At 42.5% G+C, this 25,104-nt stretch carries 24 protein-coding genes and 1 pseudogene; 24 read left to right on the plus strand and 1 reads right to left on the minus strand.

The genetic code is table 11. The features are described from left to right. Positions 1 to 125: 125 nt before the first annotated feature. The 24 genes and pseudogenes from yhbY to ACIY19_RS00610 form a co-directional block, all read left to right on the plus strand. Entirely contained in the window at positions 126 to 437 is a 312-nt protein-coding gene (gene yhbY, locus ACIY19_RS00495; protein ID WP_000060169.1) for a ribosome assembly RNA-binding protein YhbY, read from the plus strand. A gap of 51 nt (positions 438 to 488) precedes the next feature. After that, on the plus strand, positions 489 to 1,118 hold the full coding sequence (locus ACIY19_RS00500; protein WP_000963696.1) for a nicotinate-nucleotide adenylyltransferase: 630 nt from the start codon (positions 489 to 491) through the stop codon (positions 1,116 to 1,118). Next, a complete protein-coding gene (yqeK, locus tag ACIY19_RS00505; protein ID WP_409002426.1) occupies positions 1,118 to 1,711 on the plus strand; it encodes a bis(5'-nucleosyl)-tetraphosphatase (symmetrical) YqeK in 594 nt (197 codons plus the stop codon). Before ACIY19_RS00500 ends, yqeK begins: the two co-directional genes overlap by 1 nt. Beyond that, entirely contained in the window at positions 1,712 to 2,062 is a 351-nt protein-coding gene (gene rsfS / locus ACIY19_RS00510; RefSeq protein ID WP_409002427.1) for a ribosome silencing factor, read from the plus strand. 285 nt (positions 2,063 to 2,347) lie between these two features. After that, positions 2,348 to 3,088, plus strand: a complete 741-nt coding sequence (locus ACIY19_RS00515; RefSeq protein ID WP_409002440.1) for a class I SAM-dependent DNA methyltransferase — start codon at positions 2,348 to 2,350, stop codon at positions 3,086 to 3,088. Positions 3,089 to 3,097: 9 nt separating this feature from the next. Next, positions 3,098 to 4,195, plus strand: a complete 1,098-nt coding sequence (locus ACIY19_RS00520) for a nucleotidyltransferase (protein ID WP_409002428.1) — start codon at positions 3,098 to 3,100, stop codon at positions 4,193 to 4,195. A gap of 132 nt (positions 4,196 to 4,327) precedes the next feature. After that, positions 4,328 to 4,582 carry a type II toxin-antitoxin system Phd/YefM family antitoxin gene (locus ACIY19_RS00525; RefSeq protein ID WP_173425167.1) on the plus strand — a complete coding sequence of 85 codons (255 nt, stop codon included), beginning with the start codon at positions 4,328 to 4,330 and terminating at the stop codon, positions 4,580 to 4,582. 3 nt (positions 4,583 to 4,585) lie between these two features. Continuing rightward, the gene (locus tag ACIY19_RS00530) at positions 4,586 to 4,840 is read left to right on the plus strand and encodes a Txe/YoeB family addiction module toxin (protein ID WP_045590442.1); all 255 of its coding nucleotides are present in this window, start codon (positions 4,586 to 4,588) and stop codon (positions 4,838 to 4,840) included. A 205-nt stretch (positions 4,841 to 5,045) separates the two neighbouring features. After that, positions 5,046 to 6,659 carry a ribonuclease Y gene (locus ACIY19_RS00535; protein ID WP_409002429.1) on the plus strand — a complete coding sequence of 538 codons (1,614 nt, stop codon included), beginning with the start codon at positions 5,046 to 5,048 and terminating at the stop codon, positions 6,657 to 6,659. Positions 6,660 to 6,793: 134 nt separating this feature from the next. Then, positions 6,794 to 7,420: a guanylate kinase gene (gene gmk / locus ACIY19_RS00540; protein ID WP_409002430.1), complete on the plus strand. Its 627-nt coding sequence runs from the start codon at positions 6,794 to 6,796 to the stop codon at positions 7,418 to 7,420. Between the two features lie 24 nt (positions 7,421 to 7,444). Next, entirely contained in the window at positions 7,445 to 7,759 is a 315-nt protein-coding gene (gene rpoZ, locus ACIY19_RS00545) for a DNA-directed RNA polymerase subunit omega (RefSeq protein WP_002874282.1), read from the plus strand. Positions 7,760 to 7,824: 65 nt separating this feature from the next. Continuing rightward, entirely contained in the window at positions 7,825 to 10,221 is a 2,397-nt protein-coding gene (locus ACIY19_RS00550; RefSeq protein ID WP_409002431.1) for a primosomal protein N', read from the plus strand. Positions 10,222 to 10,233: 12 nt separating this feature from the next. Next, on the plus strand, positions 10,234 to 11,169 hold the full coding sequence (fmt, locus tag ACIY19_RS00555; protein WP_409002432.1) for a methionyl-tRNA formyltransferase: 936 nt from the start codon (positions 10,234 to 10,236) through the stop codon (positions 11,167 to 11,169). Continuing rightward, positions 11,162 to 12,475, plus strand: a complete 1,314-nt coding sequence (rsmB, locus tag ACIY19_RS00560; RefSeq protein ID WP_409002433.1) for a 16S rRNA (cytosine(967)-C(5))-methyltransferase RsmB — start codon at positions 11,162 to 11,164, stop codon at positions 12,473 to 12,475. The genes fmt and rsmB overlap by 8 nt, the downstream gene beginning before the upstream one ends. 15 nt (positions 12,476 to 12,490) lie before the next feature. Further along, positions 12,491 to 13,231 carry a Stp1/IreP family PP2C-type Ser/Thr phosphatase gene (locus ACIY19_RS00565; RefSeq protein WP_000401534.1) on the plus strand — a complete coding sequence of 247 codons (741 nt, stop codon included), beginning with the start codon at positions 12,491 to 12,493 and terminating at the stop codon, positions 13,229 to 13,231. Next, entirely contained in the window at positions 13,228 to 15,129 is a 1,902-nt protein-coding gene (pknB, locus tag ACIY19_RS00570; protein WP_409002434.1) for a Stk1 family PASTA domain-containing Ser/Thr kinase, read from the plus strand. The genes ACIY19_RS00565 and pknB overlap by 4 nt, the downstream gene beginning before the upstream one ends. 87 nt (positions 15,130 to 15,216) lie before the next feature. Continuing rightward, positions 15,217 to 15,975, plus strand: a complete 759-nt coding sequence (locus ACIY19_RS00575; protein ID WP_409002435.1) for a threonine/serine exporter family protein — start codon at positions 15,217 to 15,219, stop codon at positions 15,973 to 15,975. Position 15,976: 1 nt separating this feature from the next. Next, entirely contained in the window at positions 15,977 to 16,432 is a 456-nt protein-coding gene (locus ACIY19_RS00580; protein WP_000176909.1) for a threonine/serine exporter family protein, read from the plus strand. 118 nt (positions 16,433 to 16,550) lie between these two features. Continuing rightward, positions 16,551 to 17,723: a hydroxymethylglutaryl-CoA synthase gene (locus tag ACIY19_RS00585; RefSeq protein WP_409002441.1), complete on the plus strand. Its 1,173-nt coding sequence runs from the start codon at positions 16,551 to 16,553 to the stop codon at positions 17,721 to 17,723. Then, the gene (locus ACIY19_RS00590; protein WP_409002436.1) at positions 17,723 to 18,997 is read left to right on the plus strand and encodes a hydroxymethylglutaryl-CoA reductase, degradative; all 1,275 of its coding nucleotides are present in this window, start codon (positions 17,723 to 17,725) and stop codon (positions 18,995 to 18,997) included. The genes ACIY19_RS00585 and ACIY19_RS00590 overlap by 1 nt, the downstream gene beginning before the upstream one ends. Before the next feature lie 433 nt (positions 18,998 to 19,430). Next, a complete protein-coding gene (cas3, locus tag ACIY19_RS00595) occupies positions 19,431 to 22,211 on the plus strand; it encodes a CRISPR-associated helicase Cas3' (protein WP_409002437.1) in 2,781 nt (926 codons plus the stop codon). Then, the gene (locus tag ACIY19_RS00600; protein WP_409002438.1) at positions 22,198 to 23,865 is read left to right on the plus strand and encodes a type I-E CRISPR-associated protein Cse1/CasA; all 1,668 of its coding nucleotides are present in this window, start codon (positions 22,198 to 22,200) and stop codon (positions 23,863 to 23,865) included. The genes cas3 and ACIY19_RS00600 overlap by 14 nt, the downstream gene beginning before the upstream one ends. A 9-nt stretch (positions 23,866 to 23,874) precedes the next feature. Continuing rightward, positions 23,875 to 24,468, plus strand: a complete 594-nt coding sequence (gene casB, locus ACIY19_RS00605) for a type I-E CRISPR-associated protein Cse2/CasB (protein ID WP_000893380.1) — start codon at positions 23,875 to 23,877, stop codon at positions 24,466 to 24,468. Beyond that, positions 24,458 to 24,625 (plus strand): annotated as a pseudogene (locus ACIY19_RS00610) (type I-E CRISPR-associated protein Cas7/Cse4/CasC); the annotation flags it as partial. The gene casB and the pseudogene ACIY19_RS00610, both read left to right, overlap by 11 nt. A gap of 39 nt (positions 24,626 to 24,664) precedes the next feature. Here the strand turns inward: ACIY19_RS00610 and ACIY19_RS00615 are convergent. Continuing rightward, positions 24,665 to 25,104, minus strand: a 440-nt coding sequence (locus tag ACIY19_RS00615) for a transposase (RefSeq protein ID WP_409002439.1), incomplete at its 5' end; no start/stop codon positions are given.

Consider the following 25,104-nt stretch of genomic DNA (forward strand, 5'->3'; position numbering starts at 1 on the left):
CACACTTGAGACCTAGGCTCAAGTGTGAGGTCAGGAAATCCATTTTTCAAAGATGAGAGCTTTGGAAAATTAGTTCCGACCGTCCCTCACCACCTAAAATAACTATCAAAAAAGGAAGAAAGATTATGTCATTAACATCAAAACAACGTGCCTTCCTCAACAGCCAGGCACACACCCTCAAACCCATCATCCAAATCGGGAAAAATGGACTCAACGATCAAATCAAAACCAGCGTTCGTCAAGCTCTTGACGCCCGCGAATTGATTAAGGTTACTCTCTTACAAAACACAGATGAAAACATCCACGAAGTAGCTGAAATCTTGGAAGAAGAAATTGGTGTGGATACAGTCCAAAAAATCGGACGCATCTTAATCTTGTTTAAACAATCCAGCAAGAAAGAAAATCGCAAGATTTCCAAGAAAGTTAAAGAAATCTAAACACCTACTCCAAACAACTGTTTTTACAGAGAATTAAAGGAAGACGAGCCTATGGCAATTGAATTATTGACTCCCTTTACCAAGGTAGAGTTGGAGCCAGAAATCAAGGAGAAAAAACGCAAACAAGTCGGGATTCTAGGGGGGAATTTTAACCCTGTTCACCATGCCCATCTTGTTGTGGCGGACCAAGTACGACAACAGTTAGGGCTGGACCAGGTCCTGCTCATGCCTGAATACCAACCTCCTCATGTAGACAAAAAAGAAACCATCCCTGAACACCACCGTCTCAAGATGCTTGAATTGGCGATTGAGGGGATCGAAGGACTAGCCATTGAAACTATTGAGCTGGAGCGCAAGGGCATTTCCTACACCTACGACACCATGAAGATTTTGACAGAGCAACATCCAGACACAGACTATTACTTCATTATCGGAGCTGATATGGTGGATTATCTGCCTAAGTGGTACCGAATTGATGAACTGGTTGACATGGTTCAGTTTGTGGGGGTCCAGCGCCCACGCTACAAGGCAGGGACTTCTTATCCAGTCATCTGGGTGGATGTACCGCTCATGGATATCTCATCCAGCATGGTGCGTGATTTCCTTGCCCAAGGTCGGAAACCCAACTTTCTCCTACCTCAGCCAGTGCTAGACTACATCGAGAAGGAGGGGCTTTACTGATGGCCTATCAAAACTATATCAACTGCTCCCGTGAGGCTTTGTTGGAAAAAATGGCAGAGCTTCTGCCTGAAAAACGTTTGACCCATTGTCTGGGTGTAGAGCGTGCAGCCATAGAACTAGCTGAGAGATTTGGAGTCGATGCCGAGAAAGCAGGACTAGCAGGTCTTCTCCACGACTATGCTAAAAAGTTGTCAGATCAGGAATTTCTAGACTTGATTGACCGTTACCAATTAGACCCTGACCTCAAAAACTGGGGCAATAATGTCTGGCATGGCATGGTCGGCATCTACAAAATCAAGGAAGATTTGAACTTGCAAAACTCTGAAATCCTGCGAGCTATTGAAATCCATACAGTCGGGGCGGCTCAGATGACCGACTTAGATAAAGTCATCTACGTCGCAGATTATATCGAGCACAATCGTGCCTTCCCTGGAGTGGACCAGGCACGTGAGATTGCAAGTTTGTCACTCAATAAGGCAGTGGCCTACGAAACAGCTCGTACCGTGGAGCATCTAGCTCATCAGGGATTCCCCATCTATCCCCAAACCCTTGAAACCTATAACGCCTATGTGCACTATTTGAAAGAGGACTAAATGAACGAAAAAGAATTACTAGAACTAGTCGTGAAAGCGGCTGATGAGAAACGTGCGGAGGATATCCTTGCGCTTGATGTACAAGATTTGACTAGTGTGACAGACTACTTTGTTATCACTAGCTCGATGAATAGCCGTCAGTTGGACGCAATCGCTGATAACATTCGTGAAAAAGGAGCTGATGCTGGTGTTAAAGGCAGCCATATCGAAGGCGATGCAGCAGGAGGCTGGGTCTTGCTAGACCTCGGTGGTGTCGTTGTGCATATCTTCTCAGAAGAAATGCGTGCCCACTATAACCTAGAAAAACTATGGCATGAGGCGGATTCTGTAGATTTATCTGAAACTTTATAGTCTTTTCCTTTATCTTTTATTACGGCGTTAACTCATTTTGTCTAACTCTAGTTATGCTTGTAATTCGTTGCCTAGTACTAAAAGCAAACGAAAAGACTATAGCGTTACAATTGAACTCAGTTGCAGTAAACTGGGTTTCTTTGCTTATTTTAAAAGGAAAGTGATAGAAAGGATTTGAACCCGTCCTGTAATCGTCGGAAAATAGATAGCTTTGGCTTGGATCAGGATCCTAAGTCCAAGCTCCTAATTTTCATTCCTATTACGGGCGGACTTGGTATCATGATTATGGCAACTTATGAAACCTTTGCGGCTGTTTACGATGCTGTGATGGATGATAGTTTATACGATAAATGGACGGATTTTTCTCTGCGTCATTTGCCTAAGACCAAGGAGAGAAAGAAACTCTTGGAATTGGCTTGTGGGACAGGCATCCAGTCTGTGCGCTTTTCTCAGGCTGGTTTTGAAGTGACTGGACTGGACTTGAGTGCAGATATGCTGAAGATTGCTGAGAAAAGAGCAGCTTCAGCCAAGCAAAAGATTGATTTTATTAAAGGCAATATGCTGGATTTGTCCAAAGCAGGGAAATACGACTTTGTCACGTGTTATTCGGACTCAATCTGTTACATGCAGGATGAGGTGGAAGTTGGGGATGTTTTCAAAGAAGTCTATAATGCCCTCAGCGAAGATGGTGTCTTTATCTTTGATGTCCATTCGACCTACCAGACAGATGAAGTTTTTCCAGGCTATTCTTACCATGAAAATGCGGAAGATTTTGCTATGCTCTGGGATACCTATGAGGATGCGGCTCCTCACTCCATCGTGCATGAGTTGACCTTCTTTATCAAGGAGGTTGATGGTTCCTTTAGTCGCCACGATGAGGTACACGAGGAGCGTACATACGAAGTCTTGACCTATGATATTTTGCTGGAACAGGCTGGTTTCAAGTCCTTCAAACTCTATGCGGACTTTGAGGACAAGGAGCCGACTGAGACTAGTAGACGTTGGTTTTTTGTCGTGCAGAAGTAGGAGAGCATCATGACCATTACAGGTATTATAGCGGAGTTCAATCCTTTTCATAATGGCCACAAATACCTGCTGGATCAGGCGGATGGGCTGAAAATCGTTGCCATGTCTGGAAATTTCATGCAGCGTGGAGAGCCTGCTATTGTAGACAAGTGGACACGGGCCCAGATGGCACTGGAGAATGGAGCGGATCTGGTAGTGGAATTGCCCTTTCTAGTCAGTGTTCAGGCAGCTGATTTCTTCGGTCAAGGAGCTGTGGATATCTTGGCACGGCTGGGGATTGATAGCCTAGCCTTTGGGACAGAGGAAGTTCTGGATTATCAGAAAATTGCTGACTTATACACAGAGCGAGGTGCTGAGATGGAGAATTTTGTGGACAATCTGCCTGATTCACTATCTTATCCCCAGAAAACCCAAGCCATGTGGAAGGAATTTGCTGGTCTTGATTTTTCAGGCAACACGCCCAATCATGTCCTTGCTCTGGCCTATGCCAAGGCGGTTGCAGGACGAAACATCAAACTGCATCCTATTCAGCGTCAAGGAGCTGGCTATCATTCTGTGGACAAGGATGTGGACTTTGCCTCGGCGACAGCTCTTCGTCAGCATCAGAGGGACCAAGATTTCTTAGAACGCTTTATGCCTTCTCTTGCCCTTTTTGAGCAGGCCAGTAAGGTGAGCTGGGATGACTATTTTCCCTTGCTCCGCTATCAAATCTTGTCAAATACAGACCTAACCACCATTTATCAGGTCAATCAAGAAATGGAAGTGCGCATCAAGGAAGCTATCAAAAAAGCACAGTCTGTTGACGAATTGGTCGAGGCGGTTGCGACCAAACGCTATACCAAAGCGCGTGTCAGACGCCTCTTGACCTATATCCTGGTGCAGGCCAGAGAAAGTGACTTGCCAGAAGCCATTCATGTCCTTGGTTTTACCGAAAAAGGCAGACAACATCTTAAGTCTCTGAAAGACCAAGTCCAACTAGTCAGCCGAATTGGGAAAGAACCTTGGGATGCTATGACCCAAAAGGCAGACCAGATTTACCAACTGGGACAACCAAGTATAGCAGAGCAGAATTTTGGCAGAGTGCCGATTAGAATAGAAACAAACTAAGTCTACTGAAAGGTAGGCTTTTTTAGAAGATTTTCGAATAAATAGATAGAAAAGAAAAATCTTGTACAAGTTCCTGACAATTTCTTTCTTTTCGTGTATAATAGTGGAAAAGAGGTAAAACGAGGTATGGTTATGGAAGCAGTTCTTTACTCAACATTCCGAAATCATTTAAAAGACTACATGAAGAAGGTAAACGATGAATTTGAGCCTTTAACAGTGGTCAATAAAAATCCAGATGAGGATATTGTAGTCCTTTCAAAGAGCGAGTGGGATAGTATTCAGGAAACCCTGAGAATCGCTCAAAATAAGGAACTTTCTGACAAGGTCTTGCGAGGAATGGCTCAAGTTCGTGCTGGAAGCACTCAGGTACATATGATTGAGGAGTGAGAAATGCTGCTCAATTTTACAGAAGATGCCTGGGCGGATTATTGCTATTGGCAAAACCAAGATAAGAAAACATTAAAAAGAATCAATAAATTAATCAAAGATATTCAACGCGATCCTTTTGTAGGAATGGGGAAACCAGAACCGCTCAAATATGACTATCAAGGAGCTTGGTCACGGCGCATTGATGCAGAAAATCGCTTGATTTATATGATAGATGGAGATAGCGTGGCTTTCTTGTCCTTCAAAGATCATTACTAAGTCTACTAAAAGGTAGGCTTTTTTTTATTGTATGTTTTAATGAAAATGTCATTTTTAAGTGTTAGAAAGTTTGTTTGGGGATTTCAGAACTTTCTCCTAAAATTCACACAAAACTCTTCAATTTAGGTTTGTTTAAATTCCTTTTTTATGATAGAATATTAAAGAATGTATGTCATTCGATAAACAAATTTAATGAGGTAAAAACATGGAAATCATGACCATTGCGATTGTTGTTTTTGCCGTCATCATTGGTTTAGTCATTGGATATGTCAGCATCTCAGCTAAGATGAAATCATCTCAAGAGGCTGCAGAGTTGATGCTTCTAAATGCTGAACAAGAAGCAACTAATTTACGAGGACAAGCTGAGCGCGAAGCGGATTTATTGCTAAATGAAGCTAAGAGCGAAAGCAAGTCTCTTAAAAAAGAAGCACTATTGGAGGCCAAAGAGGAAGCCAGAAAATACCGTGAAGAAGTGGACGCTGAATTTAAGTCAGAACGTCAGGAGCTCAAGCAAATCGAAAGTCGTTTGACGGAACGTGCAACGAGTCTTGACCGCAAAGACGACAATTTGACGAACAAAGAAAAAACACTTGAACAAAAAGAACAAAGTATTTCTGATAGAGCAAAAAACCTTGATGCACGTGAAGAGCAATTAGAGGAAGTCGAAAGACAAAAAGAAGCTGAACTTGAACGTATCGGTTCCCTTTCCCAAACTGAGGCTCGAGATATTATCTTGGCTCAGACAGAGGAAAATTTGACCAAGGAAATTGCTAGCCGCATTCGTGAGGCAGAGCAAGAGGTCAAGGAACGTTCAGACAAGATTGCGAAAGATATCTTGGTTCAGGCTATGCAACGTATCGCTGGTGAATATGTAGCAGAGTCAACAAACTCTACAGTTCACCTACCAGACGATACCATGAAGGGACGCATTATCGGTCGTGAAGGACGCAATATTCGTACCTTTGAAAGTTTGACAGGGGTAGATGTCATCATTGACGACACGCCAGAAGTGGTAACCTTGTCAGGATTTGATCCGATTCGTCGTGAAATTGCTCGTATGACCATGGAAATGTTGCTCAAGGATGGCCGTATCCACCCAGCTCGTATCGAGGAGTTGGTGGAGAAAAACCGTCAAGAGATTGACAATAAAATCCGTGAATACGGTGAGGCTGCTGCCTGCGAGATTGGTGCGCCAAACCTCCATCCAGACTTGATGAAGATCATGGGACGTTTGCAGTTCCGTACTTCATATGGACAAAATGTCTTGCGTCATTCGATTGAGGTTGCTAAGTTATCTGGTATCATCGCCAGTGAACTTGGTGAAAATGCAGCTCTTGCCCGTCGTGCTGGATTCCTTCACGACATCGGGAAAGCTATTGACCGCGAGGTTGAGGGTAGCCACGTTGAGATTGGTACAGAGTTGGCTCGTAAGTACAAGGAACACCCAGTTGTGGTGAATACCATTGCTAGCCACCACGGTGATGTCGAAGCCGAAAGCGTCATTGCAGTGATCGTTGCTGCAGCAGATGCCTTGAGTGCAGCGCGTCCAGGTGCTCGTAGTGAATCTCTTGAAAGCTACATCAAGCGTCTCCATGATTTGGAAGAAATCGCCAATGGCTTTGAAGGCGTGCAAAATAGCTTCGCCCTTCAAGCAGGACGTGAAATCCGTATCATGGTAAATCCAGGACAAATCAAAGACGACAAAGTCACAATCTTGGCTCACAAAGTTCGTGAGAAAATTGAAAACAATCTCGATTACCCAGGAAATATCAAGGTAACCGTGATCCGCGAACTTCGTGCAGTAGATTATGCTAAATAAATAAGAAAGAGCAGTTGAAATATTACTGCTTTTTTGTTACACTAGATAGAAAGACTGTAGAAGGATAACTGACACTATCACCAGTATCCGAGAGAAATTTTACTTTATTTCACAGACTAACTAAAGGAGACATAATGGCAGACCGAGGCTTGCTAATCGTTTTTTCTGGTCCTTCAGGAGTTGGGAAAGGAACGGTTAGAAGAGAGATTTTTGAGAGTTCTGAGAATCAATTTCAATACTCTGTATCGATGACGACGCGTGCGCAACGTCCTGGTGAAGTGGACGGAGTAGATTATTTCTTCCGTACTCGTGAAGAGTTTGAAGAGCTGATTCGTCAAGGTCAGATGTTGGAATATGCAGAATATGTCGGTAACTATTATGGAACTCCTCTGACTTATGTCAATGAAACTTTGGACAAGGGAATTGATGTCTTTCTTGAGATTGAAGTCCAAGGAGCCCTTCAGGTTAAGAAAAAGGTTCCAGATGCTGTCTTTATCTTTCTAACACCACCAGATTTGGATGAATTGCAAGATCGTTTGGTAGGTCGTGGAACAGATAGTGCAGAAGTGATTGCCCAACGAATCGAAAAAGCTAAGGAAGAAATTGCCCTCATGCGTGAGTATGATTATGCCATTGTCAACGATCAGGTGCCCCTCGCTGCTGAACGTGTCAAGCGTGTGATCGAAGCAGAACACTTCCGTGTGGACCGTGTCATTGGTCACTATCAGGAGATGTTGCCAAAATCTCCAACCCCTCGATAAACTATAGGAAACAGGTACAAGCAAATGATGTTAAAACCCTCTATTGATACCTTGCTGGACAAGGTACCATCAAAATATTCACTCGTAATCTTGGAAGCAAAACGTGCCCACGAATTAGAAGCTGGAGCACCTGCAACTCAAGAATTCAAATCTGAAAAATCAACTCTTCGTGCTTTAGAAGAAATCGAGTCTGGAAATGTAACCATTCACCCAGATCCAGAAGGAAAACGTGAAGCAGTTCGTCTCCGTATCGAAGAAGAAAAACGCCGCAAAGAAGAAGAAGAAAAGAAAATCAAAGAGCAAATCGCTAAAGAAAAAGAAGATGGTGAAAAAATTTAAGGTTGGGGGGACTCAATCTTATTTTTTCTATTGCAAGAATGTACTGACAAGAAGGAGGTGAGAAGATGGCTATCGCAAAGATTATCGTGGATGTTCCCCTGATGCAGACGGACCAGCCATACAGTTACAAGATCCCAGAGGAATTTATAGACATGCTGGAAGTCGGTATACGGGTCCATGTCCCCTTCGGTAAGGGCAATCGTTTGATCCAAGGGATTGTTCTAGGCCTGGAGTCCCATTCGGATGAAGAGGTGGCTGATCAGGACTTGAAAGAGATTGCGGAGGTGCTAGACTTTTCTCCAGTCTTGACTCAGGAGCAACTTTGGCTAGCTGAGGAGCTTCGAAAGTCTGTCTTTTCTTACAAAATCTCCATCCTAAAAGCCATGTTGCCGGGATTTTTAAACTCCAGCTATGATAAGATTCTCTATCCTCTGGAAGGTTTGAGTCGGCAAGACAAAGAGCGCTTGTTTGGTTCAGAAGATTCGCTAGCCTTTTCTTCTCTGGATTTGGCCAAACAGGCAGAAATGATGCGCTTGACCAGAAAAGGTCTGCTTCGCTTAGAGTATCAGGCTGTCGATCAGAAGAAGGTCAAGACCCAGTCTTGGTATAAGGTCCATGTCGATCGGTTAGAAGGTATTGAGATTTCTGCGCGTGCTAAGAAAAAGGCAGAGCTGAGAGATTATCTGCTGTCTCATCCTGAAAGTGCTCCTCTGGCTAGCTTGTTAGAATCCTACTCACGGGAGCAAGTCAACTTTTTTGTGGAGCAAGGAGCTTTGACTCTAGTCCAAAAGGAAGTGCAACGTTCAGCTGCTTATTTTGAAGGCATTGAAGCAAGTAGACCTTTGGAGCTGAACCCAGAGCAAAGACAAGCTCGCGATGCGGTTGTCAGTGCTATTGGTAGTCAACAGCCTCCATTCCTCCTTCAAGGGATTACAGGAAGTGGGAAAACGGAGGTTTACTTGCAGATTATCCAAGGAGCCTTGGATAAGGGTAAGACGGCTATTTTGCTGGTGCCTGAGATTTCTCTGACGCCACAAATGACGGAGCGTTTTATTGCTCGATTTGGTGAGAAAGTAGCCATTCTTCACTCAGGCCTGTCCAATGGTGAAAAGTACGACGAATGGCGCAAGGTTGAGCGTGGCGATGCCCAAGTTGTTGTTGGCGCTCGATCAGCTATCTTTGCTCCTTTGAAAAATCTAGGTGTTATAATTATCGACGAAGAGCATGAAGCTAGCTACAAACAAGACAGCAATCCCCGTTATCATGCTAGAGAGGTCGCCATTCTACGGGCCCAGTACAATCAAGCAGCCCTGGTCCTTGGTTCGGCGACACCGAGCTTAGAAAGCCGTGCGCGAGCTGGAAAAGGTGTCTATCAACACTTACGTCTGACACAACGAGCTAATCCTTTAGCCACTATTCCTGAGGTTCAAGTGATTGACTTTCGTGACTATATCGGGCAGAATGAGACGTCAAACTTTACGCCCCCTTTGCTAGAGGCCATCCAAGACCGACTGGATAAAAAAGAGCAGGTAGTCCTCATGCTCAACCGTCGGGGCTATTCTAGCTTTGTTATGTGTCGGGAGTGTGGAACGGTAGATAGCTGCCCCAACTGTGATATTTCTCTGACTCTCCACATGGATACCAAGACCATGAATTGCCATTACTGTGGCTTTTCTAAGGGAATTCCTCATGTCTGTTCCAACTGTCAGAGTCGCAGCATTCGCTACTACGGTACAGGGACTCAGAAAGCTTACGATGAGCTGGCAGAGCTCTTTCCTCAGGCACGCATTCTGCGGATGGATGTGGATACGACCCGCAAGAAAGGCAGTCACCAAGCTCTTCTTGACCAGTTTGGCCAAGGTGAAGCAGATATCTTGCTGGGAACTCAGATGATTGCTAAGGGCTTGGATTTTCCCAATGTGACCTTGGTCGGAGTGCTCAATGCGGATACGGCCTTGAATCTGCCTGATTTCCGTTCTTCTGAGAGAACCTTCCAACTCTTGACCCAGGTGGCTGGTCGTGCAGGTCGAGCGGAAAAGGCTGGGCAGGTCTTGATCCAGTCTTACAATCCAGAACACTATGCCATTCGTTTTGCAAAAGATCAGGATTACGAAGGTTTTTATGCCTATGAAATGAGTATCAGACGCCAACTCGGCTATCCGCCTTATTATTTCACTATTGGGATTACCCTCTCTCACAAGAAAGAAGAAGAGGTTGTCAAACGTGCCTATGAAGTTATGGGAATTTTGCGATCAGGTTTATCGGAAACTAGTAAAATCCTTGGACCGACACCAAAACCCATTGCCCGTACCCACAACCTTTATCATTACCAGATTTTGATTAAATACCGTTTAGAAGATGAGCTGGGACCAACTCTTAACCAGGTCTTGGCCTTGACTCAAGAACGTGAAAATAGCGAGCTTCGTCTCAGCATTGACCACGAACCGCAGCAGTTTTTATAAGAAGGAGAAGAAATGACAAAACTAATCTTTATGGGAACACCTGATTTTTCAGCGACAGTTTTGAAGGGTTTGTTATCAGATGATCGTTACGAGATTCTAGCTGTTGTGACCCAGCCAGACCGCGCTGTCGGCCGTAAAAAAGTGGTCCAAGAAACCCCAGTCAAGCAGGCTGCTAAAGAAGCAGGCCTTCCTATCTACCAACCAGAAAAATTATCTGGAAGCCCAGAGCTGGAAGCTATTATGAATTTAGGAGCAGATGGGATTGTGACCGCTGCTTTTGGGCAGTTTCTCCCAAGTAAACTTCTTGATAGCATGGACTTTGCGGTTAACGTTCACGCTTCCCTTCTTCCCAAACACCGTGGTGGCGCTCCCATTCATTATGCCTTGATTCAAGGAGATGAGGAAGCTGGTGTGACCATTATGGAAATGGTTAAAGAAATGGATGCAGGAGATATGATTTCCCGTCGCAGTATTCCCATCACAGATGAGGACAATGTTGGTACCTTGTTTGAAAAATTGGCGATTGTTGGTCGTGATTTGCTTTTGGATACGCTACCTGGCTATATTGCTGGGGAGATCAAACCTGTGCCTCAAGATCCTAGTCAGGTCACTTTCTCGCCAAATATTAAGCCAGAAGAAGAGAAACTCGATTGGACTAAAACCAATCGTCAACTCTTCAACCAAATACGTGGCATGAATCCATGGCCTGTTGCCCATACTTTCCTTAAGGGTGATCGCTTTAAGATTTATGAAGCCCTGCCAGTAGAAGGTCAGGGAGCTCCAGGTGAGATTCTATCTATTGGCAAGAAGGAATTGATCGTCGCTACGTCAGAAGGTGCTCTGTCTCTCAAGCAAGTGCAGCCAGCTGGTAAGCCTAAGATGGATATTTCTTCCTTCCTCAACGGAGTGGGACGCACATTGACAGTAGGAGAACGATTTGGTGACTAAAGTAGAAACGGCTAGAAGTCTAGCTCTAGCAGTGCTAGAGGATGTTCTAGTCAACCAAGCATATTCGAATATTGCTTTAAACAAACACCTCAAGGGGAGTCAACTCTCAGTAGCAGATAAGGGTTTGGTGACAGAGATTGTCTACGGAACGGTAGCTCGCAAACTGACTCTGGAATGGTATCTGTCCCACTTTATCCAAGACCGAGACAAGCTAGATAACTGGCTCTATATCCTGCTCCTTCTGAGCGCCTACCAACTCCGGTATCTGGATAAGATTCCTAATCACGCTGTAGTCAATGAAGCGGTAGAGCTAGCCAAAGCCCGTAAAAAAGGCAGTGAAAAATTAGTCAACGCCGTCCTTCGTCATATCTTGCGAGAAGGCTGGCCAGACATTGACAGTATCAAACGCAAAAACAAGCGTGATTCCATTGCCTATTCTCTCCCAGTTTGGCTAGTATCTAAGCTCAAGGAAGAATACGGTGAAGAGCGAGCACAAGCCATCTTTAAAAGTCTCTTGGTGCGCAACAAAGCCAGTATCCGAGTGACCGACTTGAGCCGAAAGGAGGAAATCAAGGCCATATTAGAGGCGAGTGATTCTCCTTTGGTCGCTTCTGGTCTGGTCAAGGAGCAGGGACACTTTGCGGGACATGATTTGTTTTTAGAGGGTGCTATTACCATCCAAGATGAGTCCAGTCAATTGGTTGCTCCCACTCTTGATCTGCAAGGCCATGAGCAGGTCCTGGATGCCTGTGCAGCTCCGGGTGGGAAAACAGCCCATATGGCTTCTTTCCTCACATCTGGTAAGGTGACGGCTTTGGATCTTTATGATCACAAGTTGGACTTGATCCAAGAAAACGCCCAACGTCTGGGTGTGGCAGATCGGGTGCAAACGCAAAAATTGGACGCCAGAAAAGTGCATGAGTTTTTTGAAAAAGACTCTTTTGATAAGATTTTAGTAGATGCCCCTTGTTCTGGAATCGGCCTCTTGCGCCGCAAACCAGATATCAAATACAATAAAGAAACGGCAGATTTCACGTCCCTACAGGAAATTCAGCTGGAAATATTAGGTAGTGTTTGTCAAACACTACGAAAAGGTGGTATAATAACGTATAGTACCTGTACTATTGTCTCTGAGGAGAACTTTCAAGTCGTTGAGGCGTTTTTAGAAAGTCACCCAGAGTTCGAACAGGTTAAACTAGAACACGAATGTAAAGATATCCTGAAAGATGGCTGTATCCTGATTACTCCAGAATTGTACGGAAGTGATGGATTCTTCATTAGCCAATTTCGTAAGATATCAGATTAGGAAGGAACTGACACAATGGAAATAGCATTATTAACAGATGTTGGTCAGAAACGAACAAATAACCAAGACTATGTCAATCACTTTGTCAACCGAGCAGGACGCACTATGATCCTCTTGGCTGACGGGATGGGAGGGCACCGTGCAGGAAATATCGCTAGTGAAATGGCGGTAACAGACCTAGGCGTGGCTTGGGTGGATACCCAAATCGACTCAGTCAATGAAGTTCGTGAGTGGTTTGCCCACTACCTAGAGATTGAAAATCAAAAAATTCATCAACTAGGTCAGGACGAAGACTACAAAGGTATGGGAACTACGCTAGAAGCTATGGCTATTATTGACAACCAAGCTATCTATGCTCATATTGGAGATTCTCGTATCGGTTTGATTCGTGGAGAAGAGTACCACCAGTTGACCAGTGACCATTCCTTGGTCAATGAATTGCTCAAGGCTGGCCAGTTGACTCCAGAAGAAGCTGAAGCGCATCCCCAAAAAAATATCATCACTCAGTCCATCGGACAAAAAGATGAGATTCAACCAGATTTTGGAATGATTACACTGGAGTCAGGAGATTATCTCTTGCTCAATAGTGATGGTTTGACCAATATGATTTCGGCCAGTGAGATTTATGATATCGTAACCAGCGATATTTCCTTAGCAGACAAGGCGGCAACCCTCATTCGTTTCGCTAACAATGCAGGAGGTTTAGACAACATTACGGTTGCCCTTGTTTACATGAACGAGGAGGAAGCAGAATGATCCAAATCGGCAAGATTTTTGCCGGGCGGTATCGGATTATCAAACAGATTGGTCGAGGGGGCATGGCAGATGTTTACCTGGCCAAGGATTTGATCCTAGACGGGGAAGAAGTGGCGGTCAAGGTCCTGAGGACCAACTACCAGACAGACCCGATTGCTGTAGCACGTTTCCAGCGTGAAGCGAGGGCTATGGCAGATCTGGACCATCCTCATATCGTTCGGATAACAGATATTGGTGAGGAAGAAGGTCAACAGTACCTAGCTATGGAGTACGTAGCAGGGCTTAACCTCAAGCGTTATATCAAAGAACACCATCCTCTTTCAAATGAAGAAGCGGTTCGAATCATGGGGCAAATCCTCTTGGCGATGCGCTTAGCCCATACTAGAGGCATTGTTCACCGCGATTTGAAACCTCAAAATATCCTACTGACACCTGATGGCACAGCCAAAGTCACCGACTTTGGGATTGCAGTAGCCTTTGCGGAGACCAGTCTGACTCAGACAAACTCGATGCTAGGCTCCGTTCATTATTTGTCACCTGAGCAAGCACGTGGGTCAAAAGCGACTTTCCAGAGTGATATCTATGCGATGGGGATTATCTTCTATGAGATGCTGACAGGTCATATCCCTTATGATGGGGATAGCGCGGTTACGATTGCCCTCCAGCATTTCCAGAAACCACTTCCGTCCGTCATAGCTGAAAATCCATCTGTCCCTCAGGCTTTAGAAAATGTTGTCATCAAGGCAACGGCCAAGAAATTGACGGATCGCTATCAGTCTGTTTCGGAGATGTATGTGGACTTGTCAACTAGCTTGTCTTACAATCGCCGAAATGAACCGAAACTGGTCTTTGATGATGCCAGCAAGGCAGATACCAAGACCTTGCCTAAAGTTCCACAAAGTACACTGACGTCTATTCCTAAAGCGCCTGCGCAGGAAGAGCGTCCTCAGCCAAAGAAAGTAACTCAACCAGTCGCTGAGCCAGCACCTGCACCAAAGCCAGCCAAGAAACGGAAGTTTAAGGCTCGCTATATGATTCTTTTGGCCAGTCTTCTATTGGTTGCAGCCTCTTTGGTCTGGATTTTGTCAAGGACACCAGCAACGATTGCTATTCCTAACGTAGCTGGACAAACCGTTGCAGAGGCTAAGGAAACTCTTAAAAAATCCAAGTTTGAAGCTGGTGAAGAAAAGTCAGAGGCCAGCGATACAGTAGCAGAAGGACGTGTTATTCGAACGGATCCAGAAGCTGGTAGCGGCCGAAAAGAAGGGACCAAGGTCAATTTGATTGTTTCTTCTGGGAAGCAATCCTTCCAATTGAGCAATTACGTCGGACGCAAGTACACAGAAGTTGTAGCTGAGCTCAAGGAGAAAAAGGTACCAGAAAATCTAATCCAGATGGAAGAGGAAGAATCCAGCGAAAGCGAACCTGGCACCGTCCTCAGACAGACCCCTGCATCGGGTTCTACCTATGATCTCTCAAAAGCCACTACGATTACCTTAACAGTAGCTAAGAAGGTGACTAGTGTCAGCATGCCGAACTACATCGGTTCAAGTCTCGAATTTACTAAGAATAATCTGACTCAGATTGTCGGAGTAAAAGAGGCTAATATTGAGGTTATTGAAGTATCGACTGCTCCTGAAGGAACAGCAGAGGGTACGGTTGTAGATCAAACACCAAAAGCTGGTGAAAAGGTTGACCTTGCTAGAACGCGTATCAAGATTTCGATTTACAAACCGAAAACACCACCGTCAACTTCATCCTCTAACCCTGCTCAACGAGGGAACCAGGGTTCTACAACAACACCAAATCAAGGGAACCAACAAGGTAATCAACAAGGTAATAATCCTCCAACGAATCAACCAAACAATGAAGGAAACCGCGAAAGTTCTCGAGATTAAACGAATCTTTGTCATGAAATCATGACAAAGATTTTTTTTAACAAGATTTTGTGATAAAATATAGGGAGTAGAAAAAAGGAGGAGAAAATGGACAAATCAAGAGAGTTGAATGACGTCATTGATGTCATTATGTTAGCTGGAACCATTCTCTTGAAAAGTGGTTCGGAGATTCATCGGGTAGAGGATACCATGATTCGTATTGCCCATTCACAAGGGATTATGGATTGCAATGTACTTGCCATGCCCGCTGCTATTTTCTTTTCTATTGAAAATACTAATATTTCTCGAATGAAACGGGTAACCTCATCCTCTTATAACATTGAAAAAGTCTGTGATGTCAACCAAGTATCACGGGAGCTTGTCGGAGGACAGATTGATCTCTCGACAGCCTTTAAAAAGCTCAAAGAAATCGGCAATCAAGCCCTTCCTTATACTAAGTTCCAAGTGACTGTAGCAGCGACCCTCAGTGCCCCTTTCTTCTCAATTATGTTTGGGGGCAATGTTTATGACGCTCTTGGTGCGGCTATTGCGACTTTATTTGGATTTGCCTTCTCTCTCTATGTAGAGAAGTTTGTCCGCATTCCTTTTGTAACGGCCTTTGCGGGTGCCTTTGTTTTCGGATTGATCGCCCAGTTCTGGGCCCGTTACACTGGATTTCCTTCGACAGCAGACCTGATCATAGCAGGAGCTGTCATGCCCTTTGTTCCAGGGATTGCTCTGACAAATGCGGTTCGGGATATCATGACCAACCATATCAACTCTGGTATGAGCAAGATGTTTGAATCTCTGCTCATTACCCTCGCTTTAGGGGCCGGCACTTCGGTCGCCCTGGTTTTGATGACATAAGATGACTCTAACAAGTATTTTGCTCCAAGCAGTGGCGAGTTTACTCGCCATTATCACCTTTCTAATCGTACTGAATGTTCAACGCTCCATGCTCCTACCTGGTGGTGTTTTGGGAATGGGCGTTTGGCTCCTCTATCTCGTCCTCAAAGAACCAACCAATGTTATTGTCGCGACCTTTATCGCAGCAGTAATTGGCTCTTGCATCAGTCAGATTTTAAGTATTGTCTATAAGACACCAGCGGTGGTCTTTGTCTTGGCCATTCTTGCCCCCTTGGTGCCAGGTTATTTATCCTATCGAACGACAGCTTTCTTTGTGACTGGCGATTACAGCCATGCTATTGCTAGTGCGACTTTGGTGGTTATGTTAGCTCTTGTTATTTCTATTGGAATGGCAAGTGGAACGGTGATTTTAAAGCTTTATTACTACATCCGAAAACAACGAGGAATCTCTTCCTAATACAATCAAAGCAAAGACTTGATTTGTTGAATCAAGTCTTTTTTCTCTCTTTTGTCCCTATTTGTGATAAAATAGAATGAAACGATTTTTTACAATGAATGAAAAAACAGAGGTAAATATGACAATCGGTATTGATAAGATTGGTTTTGCGACCAGTCAATATGTCTTGAAATTACAAGACTTAGCAGAAGCGAGGGGAGTTGACCCCGAAAAATTTAGCAAGGGACTCTTGTTAAATGAAATTAGTATTGCGCCACTGACTGAGGACATTGTTACCTTGGCAGCTAGTGCAAGCAACTCTATCCTCACAGATAAAGAAAAAGAAGAAATCGACATGGTCATTGTGGCGACCGAGTCAGGAATTGACCAGAGTAAGGCAGCGGCAGTCTTTGTTCATGGCCTATTAGGCATTCAGCCTTTCGCCCGTAGCTTTGAAATCAAAGAAGCCTGCTATGGAGCGACAGCTGCCCTTCATTATGCTAAATTGCATGTGGAAAATTCTCCAGAGTCTAAGGTTTTGGTCATTGCCAGTGATATTGCCAAGTATGGTGTAGGAACTCCAGGTGAACCAACTCAGGGTGCTGGAAGTGTAGCGATGCTAATCACCCAGAATCCGCGCATCATGGCCTTTAACAATGATAATGTTGCTCAAACGCGCGACATCATGGATTTCTGGCGTCCGAACTACTCAAGCACTCCTTATGTAAACGGCATGTACTCGACCCAACAGTATCTTGATTGCCTGACAACGACTTGGGATGAATACAAGAAACGCTACGATTGGACTATGGATGACTTTGTGGCTATCTGCTTCCACTTGCCTTATCCTAAGTTGGCCCTAAAAGGTTTGCGCAAGATGATGGACAAAACTTTGTCTAAAGAAAAACAGGATAGTTTGCAAGAGAACTTTGATAAGTCCATTCTCTACAGTCAGATGATTGGAAATATCTACACGGGTTCCCTCTTCCTCGGCCTTCTCTCCCTTTTGGAAAATGCAGAGACTTTGAAGGCTGGAGATAAAATTGCCCTCTACAGTTACGGAAGTGGAGCGGTTTCAGAGTTCTTTAGTGGTGAATTGGTCGAAGGCTATGAGGCTTACCTTGATAAGGATCGTTTGAGCAAACTTAAACAACGTACAGCATTGTCTGTTGCAGACTATGAAAAAGTCTTCTTCGAAGAGGTGCAGTTGGATGAGTCTGGCTCAGCTCAATTTGCAGCTTATGAACATCAAGACTATGCCTTGGTTGAAATTGTCGACCACCAACGCCGTTATAGCAAGGTTGAAAAATAATGAAGATAAGTTGGAATGGATTTTCTAAAAAATCATACCATGAGCGCCTTGAGTTGTTACAAGCTCAGGCGCTCCTTAGTCCTGAAAAGCAAACGAGTCTCGAGCAGGATGAACAAGTCAGCTTGGCAGTTGCAGATCAGCTGAGTGAGAATGTGGTAGGAACTTTTTCTCTGCCTTATTCCGTCATTCCAGAGCTTGTGGTGAATGGTCAGGACTACACAGTTCCCTATGTGACAGAAGAACCGTCCGTGGTTGCTGCGGCCAGCTATGCCAGCAAAATCATCAAGCGAGCAGGTGGCTTTACTGCTCAAGTACATGAGCGCCAGATGATTGGTCAGGTAGCCCTTTATCAAGTTGCTGATCCTGAACAAGCGCAAGAGAAGATTGCCAGCAAGAAAGCCGAACTCTTGGAACTTGCCAATCAAGCCTATCCTTCTATCGTCAAACGTGGAGGCGGGGCGCGTGATTTACATGTAGAGCAGATCAAAGGTGAAACAGACTTTCTCGTTGTCTATCTCCATGTCGATACCCAGGAAGCTATGGGAGCCAATATGCTCAACACCATGCTGGAAGCCTTGAAGCCAGTCTTAGAAGAACTCAGTCAAGGACAGAGTCTCATGGGAATCCTGTCCAACTACGCGACCGATTCTCTGGTGACTGCAAGCTGTCGTATCGCCTTTCGCTACTTGAGTCCCCAAAGGGACCAAGGACGAGAAATTGCGGAGAAAATATCCTTGGCTAGTCAGTTTGCGCAGGCTGATCCTTACCGAGCAGCTACTCACAATAAAGGGATTTTTAACGGTATTGATGCCATTTTAATCGCCACGGGTAATGACTGGCGTGCCATCGAAGCTGGGGCTCATGCCTTTGCCAGTCGATACGGACGTTATCAAGGTCTCAGTCTATGGAGTCTAGATAGGGACACAGAAGAATTGGTGGGTCAGATGACCTTACCCATGCCGGTAGCGACCAAGGGTGGCTCTATCGGACTCAACCCTCGTGTAGCTCTTAGTCATGAACTACTGGGAAATCCTTCTGCCAAAGAATTAGCCCAGATTATCGTGTCCATCGGTCTTGCCCAAAACTTTGCGGCCCTCAAAGCCTTGGTAAGTACGGGCATCCAGCAAGGTCACATGAAATTACAGGCCAAATCCCTAGCGCTCCTAGCAGGTGCTAGTGAGTCCGAAGTTGCTCCCCTCGTTGAGCGCCTCATCGCAGATAAAACCTTTAACTTAGAGACAGCCCAGCAATATTTAAAAGTCTGGCGGTCTTAACCAGTTGAAACCGTGGTATTAGTCTCAAAAAATGAAACATAAGGAAAACAAGTTCATTGTCAATTGAAAAGTCTCACATATAACGAAGAACAGGAGAGGATTACATTATTCTCTCTTTTTTTGATATTTGAATCACAGAGAATGTACCCATTTTCAACAATACAATCCTTTACAGTTAATTTAAGGGAAATATCATCCATTTCTTACTTTAGGGTATGGAAGTGAAGCAATTCTATGGTGAATGGTTTTATATTAATAAAGATCATTCTAGTAATGTTTTAAAACTCCTCTAAAAAGGATTTTCCCATTCTTATGTTTACACTACTTTAGAAAACAGCATGTTTTTGTAACCCCTTCCATGCTTGTTGTTGTATTTTAAAACTTTTAGGTATAAAATGGAAATATATAAAATGGGATGAAGAGGGGATGAATCATGTCTAAGAAAAAGTCCGATACTCTTTGGGCTAAGAAAAAGGAAGAAAATGGTAGATTTTTTTGGTTACCCTTGTCTCAGCATCTAGAAGATACAAAAGATATAATTGGACTTCTCTGGGAGCATTGGTTAAGTGAGGGGCAAAAAAAGCTGATTGAGGATTCTCTGGATTCAGTAACACATGATGACGGTTTAGGGAAACGACTTGCACAATTTTTAGCTGCTGTTCATGATATCGGGAAAGCAACTCCAGCTTTTCAAACTCAAAGAGGATTTGCAAATTCAGATGATTTGGATATTCAACTATTAGAAAAATTGGAGCAGTCAGGATTTACTAAAATTAGTTCACTTCAACTATCATCACCAAAAAAGAGTCATCACAGCCTTGCAGGTCAATATTTGCTATCTAGTTATGGTGTTCAAGAGGATATTTCGACTATTATTGGTGGACACCATGGACGACCGATTGATACGATTGAGGATGTAAAAAATCAAGGGAGCTATCTTTCAAACTATTTTCAAAATGAAAGTAAGGAGAGTGCTATCCATAAGAATTGGGATTTGGTTCAAAAAGAAATCTTCAACTGTGCTTTAGATGAGTTGGGGTTTGACTCTGTGAGAGAGCTTCCTAGAATTAAACAGCCTGCTCAAGTTATCTTATCAGGATTGCTGATTATGGCTGACTGGATTGCTAGTAATGAGTACTACTTTCCTTTATTAAGTGTCAATGAAAAAGAGGAGGTAGATAAGTTAAGACGCCTTCAAGATGGGTTTGAAAGGTGGAAAAAAACTAGTTTGTGGCAACCTAAATATATCTCAAAACCAGATAGTCTTTATAAGGAAAGATTTGGATTTGAACCTAATAATGTTCAATCAACCTTATCTCATGTTATTACTCAAATATCTAAACCTGGGATTGTAGTTCTAGAAGCACCAATGGGGTTAGGGAAGACAGAAGCTTCATTGATTACAGCAGAGCAGTTAGCTACTAAGACGGGAAGAAGCGGTCTTTTTTTTGGTTTACCAACTCAGGCGACATCGAATGGGATTTTTAATCGTATTGAAAAATGGGTTGAAAGTTTAAAAGATGATTCTGAAGACATACTATCTATTCAGTTGGTACACGGGAAAGCAGCTCTAAACGAAGATTTTTTAAAACTTAAAGCTAATACATTTAATTTTGACGATGTAGAAAATGGTAGCGTTATCATTAATGAATGGTTTTCTGGGAGAAAGACTTCGGCTTTAGATGATTTTGTAGTGGGGACTGTTGATCAGTTCTTAATGTTAGCATTGAAACAAAAACATTTAGCTTTGCGTCATCTAGGTTTTAGTAAAAAGGTTGTTATTATTGATGAAGTTCACGCCTATGATGCTTATATGAGTCAATATTTGATGGAGGCGATAAAATGGATGGGAGCCTATGGTGTTCCAGTAGTCATTTTGTCAGCGACATTACCTTCTCAACAAAGAGAAAATATCCTTAAAAGCTATATGTCTGGGATGGGGATCAAATGGCGAGATATTGAAAATACGGACCAATTAAAGACAGACGTTTATCCTTTAATCACTTATAATGATGGCTCAGAGATTTATCAAGTTACAACATTCAATAAGCAAAACATAAAAGACATTCACATCATTCGTTTACAAGAAGAGCAGTTATTGGGAACTGTTAAAGATGCCCTTGAGGGCGGTGGAGTAGTTGGAATCATTGTCAATACAGTGAGAAGATCCCAAGAGTTGGCAAGAAACTTTTCGGAAATTTTTGGAGATGATATGGTGGAATTACTTCATTCCAGTTTTATTGCGACCGAAAGAATCCAAAAAGAGAAAGAATTATTACAACAAATCGGAAAAAATGTAGACCGTCCACATAAGAAAGTTATCATTGGAACTCAGGTGATTGAGCAATCCTTGGATATTGATTTCGATGTGATGATAAGTGATCTGGCACCTATGGACTTGCTAATACAACGTATTGGACGACTTCATCGACACCAAATAGACCGGCCTCAAAAGCATAAAATAGCTAGGTTTTACGTTTTAGGAACTTCCCAAGAGTTGGATTTTGAAGAAGGAAGTAGTTTTGCTTATGGTGATTATCTGTTAGCCAGAACTCAGCACTTTTTACCAGATATCATGAGATTACCAGATGATATTTCACCATTAGTCCAGAAAGTTTATAGTCCAGATTTTACAATTGAGTTTTCAAGTCAGGAATTTCAGCAAAAATATTTAGATGCTAAGACGGAGCATGATGTCACGATTAAGAATAAGGAAACAAAGGCAAGAACATACCGTATCAATGATCCTGTCTTAAAAATATCGAGACATAGAAACAATAGTCTGATTGGTTGGTTGAAGAACCTGCATCCAAACGATAGTGAAGAAAAATCTAATGCTCAGGTTCGTGATGTTGAAGATACAATTGAAGTGATTGCTTTAAAAAAAATGTCTGATGGCTATAGCTTATTTATTGAAAATCAAGATATATCTCAGAATATTGATAATCCTTTGGTCGCTAAAAAAGTAGCACAAAATACTTTACGACTTCCTATGAGTTTATCCAAGGGCTATAATATCGATCAAACTATTGAAGAGCTTGAAAGGTATAACAACAGCTATTTAAGTCAATGGCGAAATTCATCGTGGTTAAAAGGAGCTCTCGGGATTATTTTTGATGAAAACAATGAGTTTATTCTCAATGGGTTTAAACTCTTATATGATAAAAAATATGGGATTACAATGGAGAGGTTAAATAAGAATGAGTCGATTTAATTTACTAGATGAACCCTGGATTTCTGTCGTTTATGATGAAAAAGGAACAACAAAAGAAGTTTCCTTGCAGGAATTATTTATAAATGCTCATCAGTACAAAGATTTAGCAGGAGATACAAAAACGCAAGATTTTGCTGTGCTGCGAGTTTTGCTGGCTGTGTTACATACTGTCTTTTCACGCTTTGATGCAGATGGTAATGTCTATGAGTATCTGGCAGTAGATGAGCGGTTTAAACAAATTGAGCCTGTGGAAGAATCTGATATTGCTGACTATCAGGATGATTTATATGATACATGGATAGATCTTTGGGAAAGTGGTAAGTTCCCAGACATTGTTAGTCATTACCTAGAAAAATGGCGGGACCGCTTTTACTTATTTGATAAGGAATATCCATTTTTTCAAGTTAGAAAAGAGGATATTGTAGCAGACAAAATTAGTAAAGCAAAAGCAAGCAGTATCTCTGGGAAAAATATCAATAGAACGATTTCAGAGAGTGAGAATAAGTTAGCCTTATTTTCCCCAAAGAATAGTAAAAATAAAGAACAACTGACTGCTTCCGAAGTTACACGATGGCTTTTAACTTTTCAAGGGTACTCAGGATTATCCGATAAAGTTATTTTTGGAAAAAAAAAATATAAAGTGTCAAAGGGCTGGTTGTTTGATATCGGGGCAGTTTTTATACAGGGAACTTCTTTATTTGAAACGCTGTTACTAAATTGTATCTTGCCATTCTATGACCATGGTAATTTAGAAAGTATTCAATGTCCCTGTTGGGAATTTGCTAGTTCTGATAATATTAATCGCTATTTGTTTGGTAGTGAATGTACAGATTTAGCTAATCTGTATACGATTTGGAGCAGAGGGATTTATATTGATCCAGAATATGATTTAAATAAGCCTTTCTCTTTTGAGATTGTAAAATTACCCGAAATTAATCATCGGGACAATTTTTTAGAGCCGATGACAACATGGAAATATAATACTACAGGAGAAAATAAAGATAGCTATACTCCTAGGAAACATCTCTTGAATCAATCGTTGTGGCGGTCATTTGGTTTGCTAGCAGTAGAAGATAGAACAGGGCACTTTAGAAAACCGGGAATTATTGATTGGCTCGGAGATATAGGTGACATAATAGGAAATAGATTATTTAATATTATTTCCATTAGTATGCAGGATGATGGAAATGCTACTTCATGGCTTCCAACTGATGAAGTTATTGACTCTATACTTATCAATGATTTAGTTTTGGCGGATTTTAATGAGAGTGGTTGGGTACCACGTATTAATGAGGTGGTAGAAGAAACAAAAACTGTCATTTCCAAAGTATATAAACGCTATATAGAGGAACTAAAAGAAATCAGGAATATCTCAAACAACAATTATACTAATCAGATGGTTGAAATGCTCTATTTCAAAATCGATCACCCTTTTCGAGAATGGTTATCCAGTATCCTACCAGATGATGAAAAGGATCCTAAAATCAAAGAATGGAGAGATTTGCTGAAAAAAATGGTTAAAGCTGAAGCAAAGAGCATCTTAGGTCACGGAGGAACTAGGGACTACCTCGGCATTGAAAAAGATGGTCGAATAAAAAATATTGCAACTGCCTATAATTCATTTGAATATTTGCTTCATCAACAATTAAAATAGGAGGTGTGTGTGTTGGAACAATCCAAACAGACAGTTGGTTCTGTCACAAAAAGAATTATTAGACAATTGAGTTATGAGTTGGAGTCACCATTGAGTAAAGCCGCACTGGCCAAAATTAGAAAAACGTTGGGTAAACCCTTGAGCGATGCAACAGATATCTGGCCGATTTTATTTGAGCATTTACCAGAGGAGTTCGTCAATTCATACCAGCAGCCTAGCTATGAGGAGTTAGCGATTTATACAGCTATCCAATTTTACGCCTTACATCAACAAGGAACTTCAACCAGTGTGATGTTAGATGAGCCCGATACTTATCAAAATATCGGTTCTGCTCTTAGTCAACTTCGAAAAGGAGATGACACGACAGCCATTGACAGAAGGTTCAATGTTATGATTACATCATCAACTTTTGAAGAGTTGATCTACCATTTACGCCACATGATGATGTTGCTCAAAACAAAGTCTCCTGCTACAAAGGTTGATTATGCTAAGTTAGCTGAAGACTTGTATTGGTTTTTAAAAAATGTACAAGAAAATCTTCGCCTAAATTGGGCAAGATCATATTATAAACAAATCAAAGGAGAAAAACACAATGACAACTAACCAACGCTTATTTTTAGATATTCATGCTATACAAACCTTGCCACCTTCAAATATGAATAGAGATGATACAGGTAGCCCAAAGACTGCTCAGTACGGTGGCGTAAAAAGATCGCGCGTGAGTTCTCAAGCTTGGAAGAGAGCTATAAGAGACTATTTTAATACGGCTCTTTGTCAACTGTAGTGGGTTGATGAAAAGCTAAGCTCGAGAAAGGACAAATTTCGTCCTTTCTTTTTTGATATTCAGAGCGATAAAAATCCGTTTTTTGAAGTTTTCAAAGTTCCGAAATCCAAAGGCATTGCGCTTGATAAGTTTGATAAGATTATTGGTGGCTTCCAGTTTGGCGTTGGAATAGGGTAGTTGAAGGGCGTTGGCAATTTTCTCTTTATCCTTGAGGAAGGTTTTAAAGACAGTCTGAAAAAGAGGATGAACCTGCTTTAGATTGTCCTCAATGAGCCCGAAAAATTTATCCGGTTCCTTATTCTGAAAGTGAAAAAGCAAGAGTTGATAGAGATGGTAGTGGTGTTTCAAGTCTTCTGAATAGCTCAAAAGCTTGTCTAGAATTTCTTTATTCGTCAAGTGCATGCGAAAAGTAGGGCGATAAAAACGTTTATAGCTGAGTTTCCGACTATCTTGTT

The organism is Streptococcus sp. ST14, assembly GCF_046098195.1.
Classification (GTDB): Bacteria; Bacillota; Bacilli; order Lactobacillales; family Streptococcaceae; genus Streptococcus.

Coding starts and splice junctions, on each gene's coding strand:
- ACIY19_RS00520 (WP_409002428.1), top strand. CDS start 3,098: ATGACCATTACAGGTATTATAGCGGAGTTCAATCCTTTTCATAATGGC.
- ACIY19_RS00565 (WP_000401534.1), top strand. CDS start 12,491: ATGGAAATAGCATTATTAACAGATGTTGGTCAGAAACGAACAAATAAC.
- pknB (WP_409002434.1), top strand. CDS start 13,228: ATGATCCAAATCGGCAAGATTTTTGCCGGGCGGTATCGGATTATCAAA.
- ACIY19_RS00580 (WP_000176909.1), top strand. CDS start 15,977: ATGACTCTAACAAGTATTTTGCTCCAAGCAGTGGCGAGTTTACTCGCC.
- ACIY19_RS00590 (WP_409002436.1), top strand. CDS start 17,723: ATGAAGATAAGTTGGAATGGATTTTCTAAAAAATCATACCATGAGCGC.
- ACIY19_RS00525 (WP_173425167.1), top strand. CDS start 4,328: ATGGAAGCAGTTCTTTACTCAACATTCCGAAATCATTTAAAAGACTAC.
- yqeK (WP_409002426.1), top strand. CDS start 1,118: ATGGCCTATCAAAACTATATCAACTGCTCCCGTGAGGCTTTGTTGGAA.
- ACIY19_RS00550 (WP_409002431.1), top strand. CDS start 7,825: ATGGCTATCGCAAAGATTATCGTGGATGTTCCCCTGATGCAGACGGAC.
- fmt (WP_409002432.1), top strand. CDS start 10,234: ATGACAAAACTAATCTTTATGGGAACACCTGATTTTTCAGCGACAGTT.
- cas3 (WP_409002437.1), top strand. CDS start 19,431: ATGTCTAAGAAAAAGTCCGATACTCTTTGGGCTAAGAAAAAGGAAGAA.
- ACIY19_RS00600 (WP_409002438.1), top strand. CDS start 22,198: ATGAGTCGATTTAATTTACTAGATGAACCCTGGATTTCTGTCGTTTAT.
- yhbY (WP_000060169.1), top strand. CDS start 126: ATGTCATTAACATCAAAACAACGTGCCTTCCTCAACAGCCAGGCACAC.
- ACIY19_RS00515 (WP_409002440.1), top strand. CDS start 2,348: ATGGCAACTTATGAAACCTTTGCGGCTGTTTACGATGCTGTGATGGAT.
- gmk (WP_409002430.1), top strand. CDS start 6,794: ATGGCAGACCGAGGCTTGCTAATCGTTTTTTCTGGTCCTTCAGGAGTT.
- rsfS (WP_409002427.1), top strand. CDS start 1,712: ATGAACGAAAAAGAATTACTAGAACTAGTCGTGAAAGCGGCTGATGAG.
- ACIY19_RS00585 (WP_409002441.1), top strand. CDS start 16,551: ATGACAATCGGTATTGATAAGATTGGTTTTGCGACCAGTCAATATGTC.
- ACIY19_RS00575 (WP_409002435.1), top strand. CDS start 15,217: ATGGACAAATCAAGAGAGTTGAATGACGTCATTGATGTCATTATGTTA.
- rpoZ (WP_002874282.1), top strand. CDS start 7,445: ATGATGTTAAAACCCTCTATTGATACCTTGCTGGACAAGGTACCATCA.
- ACIY19_RS00535 (WP_409002429.1), top strand. CDS start 5,046: ATGGAAATCATGACCATTGCGATTGTTGTTTTTGCCGTCATCATTGGT.
- ACIY19_RS00530 (WP_045590442.1), top strand. CDS start 4,586: ATGCTGCTCAATTTTACAGAAGATGCCTGGGCGGATTATTGCTATTGG.
- ACIY19_RS00500 (WP_000963696.1), top strand. CDS start 489: ATGGCAATTGAATTATTGACTCCCTTTACCAAGGTAGAGTTGGAGCCA.